The sequence below is a fragment of the Pseudomonas sp. MF06569 genome, from assembly GCF_059862735.1.
Window position 1 is genome coordinate 20847 of record NZ_JCBCUZ010000003.1, and the last position, 16191, is coordinate 37037.

Here is a 16191-nt window from a genome sequence, read left to right on the forward strand (position 1 = left end):
CTGATCCGTTAATATACTCGGCTTTTTCAAAGCGGGAGTCAGGCAGCATGGCGCAGCAGTATCAACCGGGGCAACGCTGGATTAGTGACAGCGAAGCAGAGCTAGGTTTAGGCACCGTTCTGGCACAGGACGGTCGCTTGTTGACCGTGCTCTATCCGGCCACTGGCGAAACCCGCCAATATTCGCTGCGCAACGCACCGCTGACGCGTGTTCGGTTCTCGCCAGGTGACACCATCATCCACTTCGAAGGCTGGAAGATGACCGTGCGCGAAGTCGAGGACGTTGACGGCCTGATGGTCTACCACGGCCTCAATGAGCAAAACGAAGCCGTCACCCTGCCAGAAACCCAACTGTCGAACTTTATCCAGTTCCGCCTGGCCAGCGACCGTTTGTTCGCCGGTCAGATCGACCCGCTGTCCTGGTTCTCGCTGCGCTACCACACCCTTGAGCACACCAGCCGTCAGCTGCAATCGCCGCTGTGGGCCCTGGGTGGCGTGCGTGCGCAACCCATTGCACACCAACTGCACATTGCCCGCGAAGTGGCTGACCGCATCGCTCCACGGGTTTTGCTGGCTGACGAAGTGGGCCTGGGCAAAACCATTGAAGCCGGTCTGGTGATTCACCGCCAACTGCTCAGTGGCCGCGCTAACCGCGTCTTGATCGTAGTCCCGGAAAACCTGCAGCACCAATGGCTGGTTGAAATGCGTCGCCGCTTCAACCTTGAAGTGGCGCTGTTCGATGAAGAACGCTTTATCGAAAGCGATGCCAGCAACCCGTTTGAAGACTGCCAACTGGCGCTGATTGCCCTGGAATGGCTGGTTGACGACCCCAAGGCCCAGGCTGCGCTGTTTGATGCCGACTGGGATCTGCTGGTGGTCGACGAAGCGCACCACTTGGTGTGGCATGAAGACAACGTCAGCCCCGAGTACGGCCTGGTTGAACAGCTCGCCGGCGTAATCCCGGGCGTACTGCTGCTTACCGCAACGCCAGAGCAACTGGGTCAGGACAGCCACTTTGCGCGCTTGCGCCTGCTGGACCCTAACCGTTTCCACGACCTGGCCGCTTTCCGCGCCGAGAGCGAAAACTATCGCCCGGTTGCTCAAGCCGTACAGGAGCTGCTGGATAAGGGCCGCCTGTCACCTGAAGCTCACCAGACCATCCACGGCTTCCTCGGTGCCGAAGGCGATACCCTGCTGGCCGCCGTCAATGATGGCGATACAGAGGCCAGCGCCCGCCTGGTGCGCGAGCTGCTTGACCGCCACGGCACCGGCCGCGTCCTGTTCCGTAACACCCGCGCTGCGATCCAGGGTTTCCCGGAGCGCAAACTGCACGCTTACCCGCTGCCGTGCCCGGCCGAATACCTGGAGCTGCCGCTGGGCGAACACGCCGAGCTGTACCCGGAAGTCAGCTTCCAGTCCCAGCCTGACGCCAGCGATGAAGAGCGCTGGTGGCGCTTTGATCCTCGGGTTGAGTGGCTGACCGACACCCTGAAAATGCTCAAGCGCACCAAAGTGCTGGTCATTTGCGCCCACGCCGAAACCGCAATGGATCTGGAAGACGCCCTGCGCGTTCGTTCCGGCATTCCTGCAACCGTCTTCCACGAAGGCATGAATATTCTTGAGCGCGACCGCGCTGCGGCCTACTTCGCAGATGAAGAGTTCGGCGCTCAAGTACTGATCTGTTCCGAAATCGGCAGTGAAGGCCGCAACTTCCAGTTCGCCCACCATCTGGTGCTGTTCGACCTGCCGTCCCACCCGGACTTGCTGGAGCAGCGTATCGGCCGTCTGGACCGTATCGGTCAGAAGCACATTATCGAACTGCACGTGCCGTACCTTGAAACCAGCCCGCAACAGCGCCTGTTCCAGTGGTACCACGAAGCGCTGAATGCCTTCCTCAATACCTGCCCGACCGGCAACGCCCTGCAACACCAGTTCGGCCCACGCCTGCTGCCGTTGCTTGAAGCTGCGGACGATCACGAGTGGCAAGCGCTGATCGACGAAGCACGCCTTGAGCGCGAGCGTCTCGAACAGGAACTGCACACTGGCCGTGACCGCTTGCTGGAGCTTAACTCCGGCGGCTCGGGCGAAGGCGAAGCCCTGGTTGAAGCGATTCTTGAACAAGACGACCAGTTCACCCTGCCGATCTACATGGAAACCCTGTTCAACGCCTTTGGCATCGACAGCGAAGACCATTCCGAGAACGCGCTGATCCTCAAGCCAAGCGAAAAAATGCTCGACGCCAGCTTCCCGCTGGGCGACGACGAAGGTGTCACCATCACCTACGATCGCAACCAGGCCCTGTCGCGCGAAGACATGCAGTTCATCACCTGGGAACACCCGATGGTGCAAGGCGGCATGGACCTCGTACTGTCAGGCTCAATGGGCAACACCGCCGTCGCCCTGATCAAGAACAAGGCCCTCAAGCCTGGCACCGTGCTGCTGGAGCTGATTTACGTCAGCGAAGTGGTTGCCCCGCGCTCCCTGCAATTGGGTCGCTACCTGCCCCCTGCTGCCCTGCGCTGCCTGCTCGACGCCAACGGCAATGACCTGTCGTCACGCGTGGCGTTCGACACGCTCAACGAGCAACTGGAAAGCGTGCCCCGTGCCAGTGCCAACAAGTTCGTCCAGGCCCAGCGCGACCAGCTGACGCCGAAGATCAACGCCGGTGAAGCCAAGATCGCCCCCCGCCACGCAGAGCGCGTGGCCGAAGCGCAACGCCGCCTGGCAGCCGATACCGAAGAAGAACTGGCACGTTTGACTGCCCTGCAAGCGGTCAACCCTAGCGTTCGGGACAGCGAACTGGTTGCCTTGCGCAAGCAACGCGAACAAAGCCTGGCCATGCTCGAAAAAGCAGCCCTGCGCCTTGAAGCCATTCGCGTGCTGGTAGCGGGTTAAAAACCCATGACCTGTGGGAGCGGGCTTGCTCGCGATTGGATTAATGTGGTGAAACTGAATCACCGCGCTGATCCTATCGCGAGCAAGCCCGCTCCCACATTTCTGACAGTTCCGATCTGACGTAACTGACTATAAACCCCCGCCCTAATAACAAAATGATCGCTATCATTTTGCCATCACGCCTGCCTCGCTCTATTCAGCCTCTATACTCGATCCCAAGCTAGCAACTTTCGACTAGCACATCAGGATTGCCGAGGCGTGCAATGGAAAGGCTAGGGTTGCAACTTGCGGTTGAGCCTTCAGAAAACGCACAACTGCTGTTAATCGGCGGCTATAGCCCCTATCTGGTATTCGTCGCCTGGCTGGTCGCCTGTACTGCCTGCCTGGCCACGCTGGATCTGCTCGACCGCTGCGCCCATGCAGAAAAAACCGCTGCCAAGACCCTTTGGCGATGGATCAGTGTCGGTTGCCTGGCGACCGGCATATGGGCCATGTACACCATCTGCCTGCTGGCATTGGAGTCCCCTCTTGAATCTCGCTACAGCCTCGCAATAGCCATTGGCTCCTTAGTGATATCCCTGCTCGCGGCCCTGGTGATCGTGCACGTTTTCACTCGCATCACGATCTGGCGTTCACGTAGCGGTTTGTTTCATCAACTGACCAAATTTGCCCTGTGCATGACGGCAGCCGGCACCCTGCTCTGCGCTTACTTCATCAGCATGTCGGCCGTGGGCGACCCGGTCGTGAGCCATTCAGGTACGGACAGCAAGAACTGGCAACTGGCGCTGGTGGCTGCCCTGATTGCCCTGTTGTTGATTGGTAGTTGCATCAGTGCCGCGATCGTCGACAAAAAGCTGCAACTCAAGGAACGCGACCTGAGGCGGGTCAACGCATTGCTCAGTCAACTCGACCAGGCGCGCGCGTCATTGCAGCAAGTGGCCCATTACGATCCGTTGACCAACCTGATCAATCGACGTGGTTTCAACCAGCTATTTGCTGAAAAGCTCATTGAATGCACTGCCAATACCAGCAAGTTGGCCGTGATGTTCCTCGACATTGACCACTTCAAACGCATCAATGACAGCCTGGGCCACGATGCGGGCGACGAATTGCTGAAGGTCATCGCCGCGCGCATCAAACATGCAACCCGCAGCCACAATGATGTCGTTGCCCGCTTTGGCGGTGACGAGTTCTGTATTTTGATCAACCTGAACCACCGCGAAGAAGCGCAAAGCATGGGCCAGCGCATCATGCTCAAACTCAAAGAGCCCATCGAGCTGTCAGGAAGACAGATGGTGATGACCACCAGCATTGGCATCAGTGTGTTTCCGGATGACGGTACAAACTGTGCCGAACTGCTCAAGCATGCCGACCTGGCGCTTTATCAGTCCAAGGGGTGCGGGCGTAACAACCTGAACTTTTTTAGCCCTAATCTTAAAACCCGGGCCTCGCTGGAACTGCAGATCGAGGAAGAACTGCGTAACGCGCTCAATGAAGACAAAGGGCTGCTTCTGCATTACCAGCCCATCTTTGACCTCAAGCATGGCCGCGTCGCCAAACTCGAGGCCCTGGTGCGCTGGCAGCATCCCGAACATGGCTTGCTCGGTCCTGACCGTTTTATCAACATCGCCGAGGCCAACGGGCTAATCGCCGGACTGGACCACTGGGTGCTGCGCAAAGCCTGTCATGACCTTGCCGCCCTTTCCCGCCAGGGGTGGGCACATTTGGGGATTGCCGTGAATTGTTCGGCGCGCAATCTGGTGCGGGTTGAGCTGGCAGACGAAATCGAAAGCGCTCTTCGCACATCAGGCATTGCTGCCCATCGACTGGAACTGGAAGTCACGGAAAACGCCCTGATGTGCAACCTGAGCAGCACCTCCCAGCTGTTGCGACAGATCCGGGCACTTGGCGTGTCACTGTCCATTGATGATTTCGGCACCGGTTATTCATCCCTGGCCTACCTGAAGCGCCTGCCACTCAACACCTTGAAAATTGACCGTTCGTTTATCCAGGACATACCGAGCTCCAGCCAGGACATGGAAATCGTCCAGGCCATTATCCTCATGGCCCACACCCTGCACCTGCAAGTCGTCACCGAAGGTGTGGAGACCACCCAGCAGTTCGAGTTTCTTGAACAGTTCGGCTGCGACTTTATCCAGGGCTATCTGCTCAGTCGCCCAGTCCCCTTCGAGGCACTGCAAGAGACTCTCGAACAGCTCGACAAACGCCCGGTGCCCGCACCTGACCACACCACATTTGTATTCACCGGCCAGTAGCAGCACAGCTGCCCTGCAGGCCAAAAAAAAACGCCACAGTACCAACTGTGGCGTTTCTCTACGGCAAATTGCCACTACCTGTAGCCGGGTTACTCAGCTACACACTCCGGGCTCTTCAAATCAGTGCAAATAATTGCCCCAGCTTGGTGCGCACAGCTATTTTTTCGCCCTTTCCTGGACCATCACCCAAGGTGAAACCACGACTGCCCAGAGCTGCGGGTCACGTTCAAGAACGTCTAGCGCCTGCGCCTCAGTCATCTTGCCAAGAACACCAGACGCCATCCAGGCCGCGACTTTCTCTGCATCATCCTGAGTCACGGCCTGCGCCGCTTCAATCAAGTCCAGCTCAGGTTCAACCCACAGCAAATCACCTTTGGCGAAGAAGGGCTGCAAGGCTTTCCATTCAATAGTTGAGGTCTCGCCAAGCAGCTTGGCATAGAGGGTGCTAGGTTCTTCGTTCATGGGTTTCACCGGGAAAAAAAATCGGCGCAATGATAACGCCGCACACCCGGTAGAAAAACCCGGTTTTTCAGGCAAAGGAACGAAGAAAGAGCAGAAGGCACAGGACCGCCGCGTTGATCTGGCAACATTCTGATAACTATCAACAGCCTAATCCGCCGCTATTCTGTCTCTTTCTTACGTTTAAGCGACATTTCCTGTTTATTCCCCCGGCAGCCCGCTATTCAAGCGCTAAACCGGCGCTCTACACTGTACCGGTACAGTTGCAGGGGGGATTGACCGGGCATTTCGCTAAGAAGAAGACCCGGTCCGGCTGCCTTGGCTTCCAGGACTATAAAAATTACAACAGAAGAGTGGAGCACCAATAAAGATGGCTACGAAGCAGATTACTAAACTGTTTGCCGCTATGGTTTTGGCCGGGTTTGCCAGCCATTCATTTGCCGCAGACACCATCAAGATCGGTATCGCCGGCCCTAAAACCGGGCCTCTGACGCAGTACGGCGACATGCAGTTTGCTGGCGCAAAAATGGCCATCGAACAAATCAACGCCAAAGGCGGTGTTGATGGCAAAAAACTTGAAGCCGTTGACTACGATGACGCCTGCGACCCGAAACAAGCGGTTGCCGTGGCCAACAAAGTCGTCAATGACGGCATCAAATTTGTAGTCGGCCACCTGTGCTCCAGCTCCACTCAGCCTGCTTCGGACATTTACGAAGACGAAGGCATCATCATGATTACCCCGGCCGCCACCGGCCCGGAAATCACCGCCCGCGGTTACAAAATGATCTTCCGTACCATCGGTCTGGACAGCGCCCAGGGCCCTGCAGCCGGTAACTACATCGCTGATCACGTGAAACCGAAAATCGTCGCGGTATTGCACGACAAACAGCAATACGGTGAAGGCATCGCCTCCGCCGTTAAAAAGACCCTGGAAGACAAAGGCGTCAAGGTCGCTGTCTTTGAAGGCGTCAACGCTGGCGAAAAAGACTACTCCTCTGTCATTGCCAAGCTCAAGCAAGCCAATGTCGACTTCGTCTACTACGGCGGCTACCACCCTGAGCTGGGTCTGATCCTGCGCCAGGCTAAAGAGAAAGGCCTGAACGCCAAGTTCATGGGCCCAGAAGGCGTGGGCAACGAGTCCATCTCGCAAATCGCCCAGGGCGCTTCCGAAGGCCTGCTGGTTACCCTGCCAAAAGCATTCGACGCCGACCCGGCCAACAAGGCTCTGGTTGAAGCCTTTGCTGCCAAGAAACAAGATCCTACCGGCCCATTCGTGTTCCCGGCTTACGCAGCGGTTGAAGTGATTGCCGGCGGTATCGAGCAAGCCAAAAGCGAAGACCCAACCAAAGTCGCTGAAGCTATCCACAAAGGCACTTACAAAACCCCAACCGGCAACCTGAAATTTGACGCCAAAGGCGACGTGGAAGATTTCAAGTTCGTGGTTTACGAATGGCACTTCGGCAAGCCTAAAACTGAAGTAAGCCCTCAGTAAGGGTCGGTTCCCGACCTGACAACAAAGCCCACTGCACAAGCGGTGGGTTTTGTTTTACGGGTCCTTGGTTCGTGGAAATGGGGCTGCGCTTTCGTGATCCGAAAGTCTGCCCACCTGAAAATCTTTAAAACCGTCACCAGCGGTTCGCTGGCAGAAGACCCGTGCTCCAAGTGGGTGAATACCCATACAGCCCGGGCCGGAAAATGACTCCACCAGTGAAATGCGTCTCAGGTTTTTAGGAGCTTTGTAATGCCTGACATCTATCACTTCTTCCAAATGCTGGTTAACGGCCTCAACGTTGGCAGCACTTATGCCCTGATCGCCATCGGCTACACGATGGTTTACGGCATTATTGGAATGATCAACTTCGCCCACGGCGAGGTGTACATGATTGGTTCCTATATTGCGTTCATCGCCATCGCAGGCTTGACCATGATGGGTCTGGACAGCGTGCCACTCCTGCTGACTGCCGCGTTTATCGCCAGCATCGTGGTCACCAGCGCCTACGGCTACAGCATCGAGCGGGTTGCCTACCGTCCTTTGCGCGGCAGTAACCGCCTTATCCCGTTGATTTCTGCCATCGGCATGTCGATCTTCCTGCAAAACACCGTACTACTGGCACAGGACTCAAAAGACAAATCGATCCCTAACCTGATCCCCGGCGGCTTCACCTTTGGTCCTGGAGGCGCTAGTGAAGTTATCGTCTCCTACATGCAAATCGTGGTTTTCGTCGTCACCTTCCTCGCAATGCTTGGCCTAACTATGTTCATCTCTCGCTCACGCATGGGCCGCGCCTGCCGCGCCTGTGCCGAAGACATGAAAATGGCCAACCTGCTGGGTATCAATACCAACAACGTCATTGCGCTGACCTTCGTGATCGGTGCTGCCCTGGCAGCCGTTGCGGCGGTGTTGATCAGTGTCCAGTACGGCGTAATCAACCCTAACGCAGGATTCCTGGTGGGCCTTAAAGCCTTCACCGCTGCGGTATTGGGCGGTATTGGCAGCATTCCTGGCGCGATGCTCGGTGGCCTGGTACTCGGTGTAGCTGAAGCCTTTGGTGCCGATATCTTCGGCGACCAGTACAAAGACGTAGTGGCTTTTGGCTTGCTGGTGCTGGTGCTGCTGTTCCGTCCGACCGGCATTCTGGGGCGTCCGGAGATTGAAAAAGTATGACTAGGAATCTTAAGTCGGCGCTCTTCAGCGCCTTGTTGGTCTGGGCCGTCGCCTACCCGGTACTCGGCCTGAAACTGACTATCGTCGGGATCAACATCGAAGTTCACAACACCAGCACCTTTACCCTGAGCGTGATCGCGATCTGCTCCTTGCTGATGTTTGTGCGCGTGTTGTTCAACCAGCAACTGACCTCGGCCTGGAAGAACTCTCCCAGCCTGCCAAAAGTGCCTGTCAAGGCCACCAACTTCCTGACCCTGCCCAGCACCCAGCGCTGGATCATTCTCGGTCTGGTCGTGGTTGCCCTGATCTGGCCTTTCTATGGTTCGCGCGGTGCCGTGGACATTGCCACGCTGATCCTGATCTACGTGATGCTCGGCCTGGGCCTGAACATCGTGGTCGGGCTGGCCGGTCTGCTTGACCTGGGTTATGTCGGGTTCTATGCCGTGGGTGCCTACACCTACGCGCTGCTCGCCCATTACTTCGGCCTGAGCTTCTGGATCTGCCTGCCGCTGGCCGGGTTGATGGCCGCTACCTTTGGCTTCCTGCTCGGTTTCCCGGTGCTGCGTTTACGCGGTGACTATCTGGCCATCGTGACCCTGGGCTTCGGTGAAATCATCCGTCTGTTCCTGCGTAACCTGACCGACCTCACTGGCGGCCCCAACGGTATCAGCAACATCCCGAAACCAACGTTGTTCGGCCTCAGCTTCGACAGAACCGCTGCCGAAGGCATGCAAACCTTTCACGAGTACTTTGGCATTGCCTACAACTCGATCAACAAGGTCATTTTCTTGTACCTGATCGCGTTGGTGCTGGTCCTGCTGGTGCTGTTCGTGATCAACCGCCTGCTGCGCATGCCAATCGGTCGCGCATGGGAAGCACTGCGTGAAGACGAAATCGCCTGCCGCGCTCTGGGCCTGAACCCGACCGTGATCAAGCTCTCCGCCTTCACCCTGGGCGCTACCTTCGCAGGTTTCGCCGGCAGCTTCTTTGCTGCACGCCAGGGCCTGGTGACGCCTGAGTCGTTCACCTTCCTTGAGTCGGCGATCATTCTGGCCATCGTGGTACTGGGTGGCATGGGCTCGCAACTGGGCGTGATCCTGGCAGCCGTGGTGATGATCCTGCTGCCAGAGATGATGCGTGAATTCAGCGAATACCGGATGCTGCTGTTCGGAGCACTGATGGTGCTGATGATGATCTGGCGCCCGCAAGGTCTTCTGCCCATGCAACGTCCTCACCTGGAGCTGCGAAAATGAGCCGCGAGTTACTGAAAGTCAGCGGCCTGAGCATGCGCTTTGGCGGCTTGTTGGCGGTGAATGGCGTGGCCCTGACCGTCAAGGAAAAACAGGTTGTGTCGATGATCGGCCCTAACGGTGCCGGCAAGACCACGGTCTTCAACTGCCTGACCGGTTTCTACAAGCCGTCTGCCGGTAGCATCGTGCTCGATGGTGAGTCGATTGAAGGCCTGCCGGGTCATGAAATCGCGCGCAAAGGCGTGGTTCGTACCTTCCAGAACGTGCGTCTGTTCAAAGACATGACAGCCGTTGAGAACCTGCTGATTGCCCAGCATCGCCACCTCAACACCAACTTTCTGTCGGGCCTGTTCAAAACCCCTTCATTCCGTAAAAGCGAACGTGAGGCCCTGGATTACGCCGCGTACTGGCTGGACAAGGTCAACCTGACCGAGTTCGCCAACCGCCCGGCGGGCACCCTGGCATACGGCCAGCAACGACGCCTGGAAATCGCCCGCTGCATGATGACGCGCCCGCGCATCCTCATGCTCGACGAACCGGCGGCAGGGCTGAACCCCAAGGAAACCGAAGACCTCAAAGCGCTGATCAGCGTTTTGCGCAATGAGCACAACGCTACCGTGCTGTTGATTGAGCACGACATGAAACTGGTCATGAGCATTTCCGACCATATCGTGGTGATCAACCAGGGCACGCCTTTGGCTGACGGGACGCCGGAACAGATCCGCGACAACCCTGAAGTGATCAAAGCCTATTTGGGGGAAGCGTAAAATGCTGCAATTTGAAAACGTTTCGACCTTTTACGGCAAGATCCAGGCCCTGCACGGCGTCAACGTTGAAGTGCGCCAGGGCGAGATCGTCACCCTGATCGGCGCCAACGGTGCTGGCAAATCGACCCTGATGATGACCTTGTGCGGTTCCCCGCAAGCCCACAGCGGCAGCATTCGTTATCTGGGCGAGGAACTGGTGGGGTTGAGCTCGGCGCAGATCATGCGCAAAAGCATCGCTGTTGTACCTGAAGGGCGCCGGGTGTTTGCTCGTTTGACTGTGGAAGAGAACCTCGCCATGGGCGGATTCTTTACCGAGAAGCAGGAATACGAAGAGCAAATGGATAAGGTTCTGCACTTGTTCCCGCGCCTGAAAGAACGTTTCACACAGCGGGGTGGCACCATGTCCGGTGGTGAGCAGCAAATGCTCGCCATTGGCCGTGCGCTGATGAGCAAGCCCAAGCTGCTGTTGCTGGATGAACCATCGCTAGGGTTGGCCCCGATCATCATTCAACAGATTTTCGACATCATCGAACAGCTGCGTGATGAGGGTGTAACGGTGTTTCTGGTGGAGCAAAACGCCAACCAGGCGCTCAAAATCGCTGACCGCGCCTACGTGCTGGAAAACGGCCGGGTGGTCATGCAAGGCACCGGCGAGCAACTGCTCAACGATCCAAAAGTGCGTGACGCCTATCTGGGTGGCTAATGCTGCCTGCGACACAAAAAACGGCCCTTCGGGGCCGTTTTTTATTGCCCCCTACCGGGCTTTCTGTAGCAGCTGCCGCAGGAACGGGGGGAGGTTGCAGTTAAAAACCAAAAAATAATTCAGGTGCGTTGTAACAACTGCCCCCCTCGTTTCTCTAGTTGGGTAAGCCGGCAGCAATCGCTACCGGGATCTGGAGAATCACCATGAACAGCAAAACTACCCGCACCCTGTCCGCCGCTGCACTGGCACTTGCTCTGGGTTCCGCCCTGAGCATCGCCGCCCTGCCCGCTCAGGCTGCTGGCGATATGGAGAAGTGCTTCGGGGTTGCCATGAAAGGCCATAACGATTGCGCCGCAGGGGCAGGCACTACCTGTGCAGGAACCGCCAAGGTAGACAATCAGGCCAATGCCTGGAAGCTCGTACCAAAAGGCACCTGCGAAACAACCTCCAGCAGCACCTCGCCTACCGGCTTTGGCCAAATGGCTGCCTACAAAGCCAAATCCTGATTCGCACACTGAGTGCTGATGATGCACAGCCCGCTTGCTTCGCTCATCGCGCCTCGTGCGCCCCAGCTCCCGCCGCGTGCGGGGCTGGGGCTCAAGGCCGAACATTTCCAGGATGTACTTGCCACCCGACCTGACGTCGGGTTCTTTGAAGTACACGCCGAAAACTACATGGTTGCCGGAGGTCCGTTCCACCACTACCTGAGCCTGATTTGCGAACAGTATCCCCTGTCGATTCACGGCGTCGGTCTGTCGATCGGGGGCCAAAGTCCGCTCAATCCCGAACATTTGCAACGCTTGAGCACATTGCTCGACCGCTACCGGCCCCAGATGTTTTCCGAACATCTGGCATGGTCTTCCCACGGGCCGTATTTTTTGAACGACCTGCTGCCTTTGCGTTATGACACCGCCACGCTGACTCGGGTATGCGCGCACATTGATCAGGTCCAGAACCTCTTGCAGCGCCAGATCCTGCTGGAAAACCCCGCCACCTATATTGAGTTCGACGAGGCCCATTACGACGAGGCCGACTTCATCCACGAAGTCATCACCCGCAGTGGTTGTGGCCTATTGCTGGACGTTAACAACCTGTACGTGTCCTGCATCAACCACGCCCGTGATCCCCTGGCCTACCTCGATGCATTGCCACTGCGGGGCGTTGGAGAGATTCATCTGGCAGGTTTTGCCGAAGAGTCCGACAGCCTTGGCGAGCGACTGCTTATCGACAACCACGGATCACCCGTCGATCAAGCCGTGTGGACGCTGTACCGACAAGCACTGGAGCGGACGGGCCCAATGGCCACCCTGATCGAGCGCGACAACCATCTGCCTGCACTCGCCGAACTCGTCAAGGAAGCACAACTTGCCGAGCACTACCTGAGCAGCACACAGGTGCGACCATGAATATGCAAGAGGCTTTCAGCGCAGCGCTGCTCGATCCTGACACGCCTTACCCGCAAGGTATTTCCTGCCATAACGGCGACATTGAGCGTCGTTATGCGGTTTATCGCAACAATGTCCACAGTGGCCTGATCAACGCACTGGCCACGAGCTACCCGGTCGTTTCGCAGCTGGTTGGCGACGTATTCTTTCAGGCAATGGCGCGGGCTTTTATTCAAGAGTTCCCGCCCAAAAGCCCTGTAATGAGCACCTATGGCGTCCAGTTCGCAGATTTTGTCGAGGGTTTCGCACCTGCCAGCAGCGTGCCTTACCTGGCGGATGTCGCACGACTGGAACGGTTGTGCGTCCAGGCCTTTCACGCCGCAGACGCCTGCGCAGTGGACCCGCACTTATTGATCCGCGCGCTCAACAACCCCGACAGCCTGGGCCAGCTGTGCCTGCAACTGCATCCCGGCGTCGCAAGCCTGGATTCACCCTACGCCATAGCTGCTCTATGGACCGCACATCAACACCAGGGCCAAATCCAGGGCCTTGACCCGCACCAGCCACAAAGCGCCGTGGTGCTACGCAACGGATTACGGGTGGAAGTGTTCGCGGTCGGCTGCGGGTGTGCAGCGTTCGTGGACGGGCTCAAGGAAGGCCGGACCCTGGAACTGGCCGCTTGCCAGGCTCTGGAAGCCGCCCCTGATTTTGATCTGGGCCAGGCCCTGGCGCTGCTGATCACCCATGACGCCATCACCGGCCTACACCCCACCGCAGAGGTTTCGCCATGAACACCCATGCAACGCCCACATGCCAGATACGCCGTTTAATCGGACTGATGCAACGCATTCCCCACACGCTGATAGCCTTTGTCGCACGGTTTTCTATCGCTGCGGTGTTCTGGAAGTCCGGCCAGACCAAAGTCGAGGGCTTGGCGATCGACCTGGTGAACGGCACCTTTGAACTCAATACCCCACACTTGGCCGACTCTGCGGTGTACTTGTTCAGTACGGAGTACAAACTCCCGCTGCTGCCCCCGGACATTGCCGCGTACGCAGCAGCTTTCAGTGAACACGTCTTCCCGCTGCTGATCCTGCTGGGGCTTGCCACCCGTTTTTCGGCACTGGCACTGCTGGGGATGACGCTGACCATTCAGTTATTCGTGTACCCGGACGCCTACCCCACTCACGGGACATGGATCGCGATTCTGTTGTACCTGATGGCCAGAGGCCCCGGTGCGTTGTCGATTGATCACCTGATCGCCAGACGTTTTCGTTACCGCGAGTCAATGGCCTCACCACTGCGCCGGAACCAGCCTGCAAGGTAATCCGCCAAAACCTGCGTGCGCTTCGGCAAACCGCCCTGATAGGGGTGAACCAGGTACATGGGGTTACTGCGTGTCTGATAGTCACGCAGCAACGCGCGCAATCGTCCATCGGCCAGTTCGGCATTGAGCATGTATGAAGGCAGGCGGGCGATGCCGGCACCGATCACCGCGGCTTTTTTCAGCAAGCTGTAGTGATTGCTGGCAAACGGCCCCGAGACCCGCACACGGTGCAGTTCATGCTGGAGGTGGTACTGCCACTCTTCGCGGCCGCTGTAGTGACTGTTGAGCAGGCAACGGTGCTCGACCAGTTGCTGCGGGGTGACTGGCTCGCCGTATTGCTCAAGGTAGGCCGGGCTCGCACAGGTGATCTCCTGCCAGTTGAGCACCAGTTTTGCCACCAGTCGCTCGTTATTGGCGACCTGAGAACGGATCGCCAGATCGAAGCCCTCCCGCGCCATGTCGCGGTAGCTGTTGTTGAGTTCCAGCTCAATCTGCACCTGGGGGTATTCGCGGGAAAATTCCATCAGCAGCGAATCAAAAAATGTTTCGCCCAAGGATACGGGCACGGTCATACGCACCGGGCCTGCCATATCGTCTTTGAGTCGGGCTAATGCCTGACGCGCCCGCTCCACTTGCACGACCAATGCCCGGGCCTGGGGCAGTAACGCTGCGCCAGCAGCCGTCAGGCTCAAACGCCGTGTGGTGCGGTGCAGCAACACCACCGCAAACTGAGCCTCCAAGAGGCTGATGCGCTTGGACAATTGCCCTTTGCTGCAACCCAGTTGCTGGGCGGCCAAGGTAAAACTCCCCGCGTCGATCAACACCGCGAACGCCGCCAAGTCATCCATTTCGCTCATGGATTGTTTCCATATGAAAACCAAAGGTTGCCTATTAGTGCGCTTATCCCGCTAAAAAACCACCACTAGACTAAGCACTCACCTCTTCCTGCAAGGAACACCCCATGAAAATCCTGTTGATCGGCGCTAACGGCACCATTGGTTCAGCCATTGATCGCGAGCTGTCGTCGCGCCACGAGATCGTGCGTATTGGCCGCAATAGCGGCGATTTTCAGGTCGATATCAGCGACAGTTCATCGATCCGCAACCTGTTCGAACAGACCGGACGCTTCGACGCGCTGGTCTGTGCCGCTGGCAACGTCAAGTTCGCCGCACTGGAAGACATGAGCGAAAGCGACTTCGCCCTGGGCCTGCAGGACAAGTTGATGGGGCAAGTCAATCTGCTGCTGATTGGTCGCGAGTTTGCCAACGATGGCGCCTCGTTCACCTTCACCAGCGGTGTCATCAATCGCGAACCGATTCGCACGGGCAGTTCGGCGGCACTGGTCAACGCAGCACTCGACGGCTTTGTAAAAGCGGCTGCCATCGAGCTGCCACGGGGGCTGCGGGTTAACTCGGTGAGCCCTACGGTACTGGAAGAGGCGATGGGCAAGTACGCGCCGTACTTCCGCGGTTTCAAGCCGGTGGCAGGCGCCGACGTGGCTCTGGCCTACGCAAAAAGTGTCGAAGGCCTGCAAACCGGGCAAACCTACATCGTGGGTTGAGCCGAGTTCTGTAGTCGCTGCCGCAGGCTGCGAAGGGTTGCTCCGCAACCCGTTTTCTCGAAATCACCGCAGGCCTGATCGCAGCCTGCGGCAGCGACTACAGAATGTGAACCTCTTGTGATGCACCGCCAGCCTGAGTAACGTGGCGGCTCTAGTCAGGAGTCCCAACGATGCGCGCTGTTCGTCCCGTAGTTTTGTTTGCCCTGCTGCCCCTGTTTGCGGGCTGCCAACTGCTCAACAGCAAGCCAGCTGACACCACCGCCGGCCTGACCCGCCTGCAAGGTGAGCTGGTTTCATCCGGTGATCAGTTGGTGTTCCAACCGTGCGTCGGCCAGCAGCGCTATGAAGTGCGCGACGGCGACAACACCACCCTGGTGCAGGACGCTTCTTACATGCCCAATAAACCGGGCAAGTTGTTCGCCGATATTCGCGGCAGTTTTGTCGCCAGCAAAACCCCCGGTGCGGACGGTGAAGTCCAGGTGCAACAGCTCTATCGCCTGGAACGCAACAGCAACGCCTGCCAGGACCTTAACTTCAAGCAACTGACCGTACACGCCAACGGCAATGGCCCGGCATGGGAAGTACAGGCCGGCGGCAAGGGCATGGTGCTTAAACGCGAAGGCCAGCCGGACCTGGCACTGCCTTATGTTGAAGAACAGATCGGTGACGGTCGTTTTTCGCTGTCCACTGAAGCCAACAATCAACGCATAGAGCTGTGGGTTGCCCCACAACGTTGCACCGACAGTGTCGACGGCAGCGTGCAGCATCTGGGTGCAGAGCTGCGGATCAACGGTCAGGTCCAGCGCGGCTGTGGCTATTTTGGTGGCGCACGCAACGACTAACCGACAACTGTTGCCGCATAGTGCCCCGAAGCAGCTTACAATTGGCGGTTCTGCCAGGGTTT

Annotated in this window: 16 protein-coding genes; 14 read left to right on the forward strand and 2 right to left on the reverse strand. The window is 57.8% G+C overall.

Going from position 1 to position 16191, the window contains the following annotated elements; all coding sequences use genetic code 11:
• Positions 1–47 precede the first annotated feature (47 nt).
• Both rapA and AC19YQ_RS04130 read left to right on the forward strand, forming a co-directional pair.
• Positions 48–2894: an RNA polymerase-associated protein RapA gene (gene rapA / locus AC19YQ_RS04125; protein WP_500594641.1), complete on the forward strand. Its 2847-nt coding sequence runs from the start codon at positions 48–50 to the stop codon at positions 2892–2894.
• 263 nt (positions 2895–3157) lie between these two features.
• Positions 3158–5170, forward strand: coding sequence for a putative bifunctional diguanylate cyclase/phosphodiesterase (locus tag AC19YQ_RS04130; protein WP_500594642.1), 2013 nt, complete (start codon positions 3158–3160; stop codon positions 5168–5170).
• Positions 5171–5326: 156 nt separating this feature from the next.
• Here AC19YQ_RS04130 and AC19YQ_RS04135 read toward each other — a convergent pair whose 3' ends face one another.
• Positions 5327–5632, reverse strand: coding sequence for a DUF2288 domain-containing protein (locus AC19YQ_RS04135; RefSeq protein ID WP_133075845.1), 306 nt, complete (start codon positions 5630–5632; stop codon positions 5327–5329).
• Here AC19YQ_RS04135 and AC19YQ_RS04140 point away from each other — a divergent pair.
• The 10 genes from AC19YQ_RS04140 (at position 5631) to AC19YQ_RS04185 (ending at position 13726) form a co-directional block, all read left to right on the forward strand.
• On the forward strand, positions 5631–5765 hold the full coding sequence (locus AC19YQ_RS04140; protein ID WP_257622696.1) for a hypothetical protein: 135 nt from the start codon (positions 5631–5633) through the stop codon (positions 5763–5765). The two genes, AC19YQ_RS04135 and AC19YQ_RS04140, sit on opposite strands and share 2 nt — an antisense overlap.
• 228 nt (positions 5766–5993) lie before the next feature.
• Complete coding sequence (locus AC19YQ_RS04145; protein ID WP_339473927.1) at positions 5994–7121, forward strand: branched-chain amino acid ABC transporter substrate-binding protein; 1128 nt, start codon at positions 5994–5996, stop codon at positions 7119–7121.
• Between the two features lie 249 nt (positions 7122–7370).
• Complete coding sequence (gene livH / locus AC19YQ_RS04150; protein WP_339473702.1) at positions 7371–8294, forward strand: high-affinity branched-chain amino acid ABC transporter permease LivH; 924 nt, start codon at positions 7371–7373, stop codon at positions 8292–8294.
• Positions 8291–9547: a high-affinity branched-chain amino acid ABC transporter permease LivM gene (locus AC19YQ_RS04155; RefSeq protein ID WP_339473700.1), complete on the forward strand. Its 1257-nt coding sequence runs from the start codon at positions 8291–8293 to the stop codon at positions 9545–9547. Before livH ends, AC19YQ_RS04155 begins: the two co-directional genes overlap by 4 nt.
• Entirely contained in the window at positions 9544–10311 is a 768-nt protein-coding gene (gene livG, locus AC19YQ_RS04160) for a high-affinity branched-chain amino acid ABC transporter ATP-binding protein LivG (RefSeq protein ID WP_133075848.1), read from the forward strand. Before AC19YQ_RS04155 ends, livG begins: the two co-directional genes overlap by 4 nt.
• A 1-nt stretch (position 10312) precedes the next feature.
• A complete protein-coding gene (locus AC19YQ_RS04165) occupies positions 10313–11014 on the forward strand; it encodes an ABC transporter ATP-binding protein (protein ID WP_339473698.1) in 702 nt (233 codons plus the stop codon).
• A gap of 203 nt (positions 11015–11217) precedes the next feature.
• The gene (locus tag AC19YQ_RS04170) at positions 11218–11520 is read left to right on the forward strand and encodes a BufA1 family periplasmic bufferin-type metallophore (protein WP_339473696.1); all 303 of its coding nucleotides are present in this window, start codon (positions 11218–11220) and stop codon (positions 11518–11520) included.
• Positions 11521–11538: 18 nt separating this feature from the next.
• Positions 11539–12420 carry an MNIO family bufferin maturase gene (gene bufB, locus AC19YQ_RS04175; protein ID WP_500594644.1) on the forward strand — a complete coding sequence of 294 codons (882 nt, stop codon included), beginning with the start codon at positions 11539–11541 and terminating at the stop codon, positions 12418–12420.
• Positions 12417–13190: an HvfC/BufC N-terminal domain-containing protein gene (locus tag AC19YQ_RS04180; RefSeq protein ID WP_500594645.1), complete on the forward strand. Its 774-nt coding sequence runs from the start codon at positions 12417–12419 to the stop codon at positions 13188–13190. The genes bufB and AC19YQ_RS04180 overlap by 4 nt, the downstream gene beginning before the upstream one ends.
• Complete coding sequence (locus tag AC19YQ_RS04185; protein ID WP_500594646.1) at positions 13187–13726, forward strand: DoxX family protein; 540 nt, start codon at positions 13187–13189, stop codon at positions 13724–13726. Before AC19YQ_RS04180 ends, AC19YQ_RS04185 begins: the two co-directional genes overlap by 4 nt.
• Here the strand turns inward: AC19YQ_RS04185 and AC19YQ_RS04190 are convergent.
• Positions 13675–14583: a LysR family transcriptional regulator gene (locus tag AC19YQ_RS04190; RefSeq protein WP_500594647.1), complete on the reverse strand. Its 909-nt coding sequence runs from the start codon at positions 14581–14583 to the stop codon at positions 13675–13677. The two genes, AC19YQ_RS04185 and AC19YQ_RS04190, sit on opposite strands and share 52 nt — an antisense overlap.
• A 104-nt stretch (positions 14584–14687) precedes the next feature.
• On the opposite strand from AC19YQ_RS04190, the gene AC19YQ_RS04195 reads away from it, so the two are divergent.
• Together AC19YQ_RS04195 and AC19YQ_RS04200 are read left to right on the forward strand one after the other, a co-directional pair.
• Complete coding sequence (locus AC19YQ_RS04195; RefSeq protein WP_133075855.1) at positions 14688–15287, forward strand: short chain dehydrogenase; 600 nt, start codon at positions 14688–14690, stop codon at positions 15285–15287.
• Positions 15288–15457: 170 nt separating this feature from the next.
• Positions 15458–16129, forward strand: a complete 672-nt coding sequence (locus AC19YQ_RS04200; RefSeq protein WP_500594648.1) for a COG3650 family protein — start codon at positions 15458–15460, stop codon at positions 16127–16129.
• Positions 16130–16191 lie beyond the last annotated feature (62 nt).

Coding starts and splice junctions, on each gene's coding strand:
- rapA (WP_500594641.1), top strand. CDS start 48: ATGGCGCAGCAGTATCAACCGGGGCAACGCTGGATTAGTGACAGCGAA.
- AC19YQ_RS04130 (WP_500594642.1), top strand. CDS start 3,158: ATGGAAAGGCTAGGGTTGCAACTTGCGGTTGAGCCTTCAGAAAACGCA.
- AC19YQ_RS04140 (WP_257622696.1), top strand. CDS start 5,631: ATGGGTTTCACCGGGAAAAAAAATCGGCGCAATGATAACGCCGCACAC.
- AC19YQ_RS04135 (WP_133075845.1), bottom strand. CDS start 5,632: ATGAACGAAGAACCTAGCACCCTCTATGCCAAGCTGCTTGGCGAGACC.
- livH (WP_339473702.1), top strand. CDS start 7,371: ATGCCTGACATCTATCACTTCTTCCAAATGCTGGTTAACGGCCTCAAC.
- AC19YQ_RS04155 (WP_339473700.1), top strand. CDS start 8,291: ATGACTAGGAATCTTAAGTCGGCGCTCTTCAGCGCCTTGTTGGTCTGG.
- livG (WP_133075848.1), top strand. CDS start 9,544: ATGAGCCGCGAGTTACTGAAAGTCAGCGGCCTGAGCATGCGCTTTGGC.
- AC19YQ_RS04165 (WP_339473698.1), top strand. CDS start 10,313: ATGCTGCAATTTGAAAACGTTTCGACCTTTTACGGCAAGATCCAGGCC.
- AC19YQ_RS04170 (WP_339473696.1), top strand. CDS start 11,218: ATGAACAGCAAAACTACCCGCACCCTGTCCGCCGCTGCACTGGCACTT.
- bufB (WP_500594644.1), top strand. CDS start 11,539: ATGATGCACAGCCCGCTTGCTTCGCTCATCGCGCCTCGTGCGCCCCAG.
- AC19YQ_RS04180 (WP_500594645.1), top strand. CDS start 12,417: ATGAATATGCAAGAGGCTTTCAGCGCAGCGCTGCTCGATCCTGACACG.
- AC19YQ_RS04185 (WP_500594646.1), top strand. CDS start 13,187: ATGAACACCCATGCAACGCCCACATGCCAGATACGCCGTTTAATCGGA.
- AC19YQ_RS04190 (WP_500594647.1), bottom strand. CDS start 14,583: ATGAGCGAAATGGATGACTTGGCGGCGTTCGCGGTGTTGATCGACGCG.
- AC19YQ_RS04195 (WP_133075855.1), top strand. CDS start 14,688: ATGAAAATCCTGTTGATCGGCGCTAACGGCACCATTGGTTCAGCCATT.
- AC19YQ_RS04200 (WP_500594648.1), top strand. CDS start 15,458: ATGCGCGCTGTTCGTCCCGTAGTTTTGTTTGCCCTGCTGCCCCTGTTT.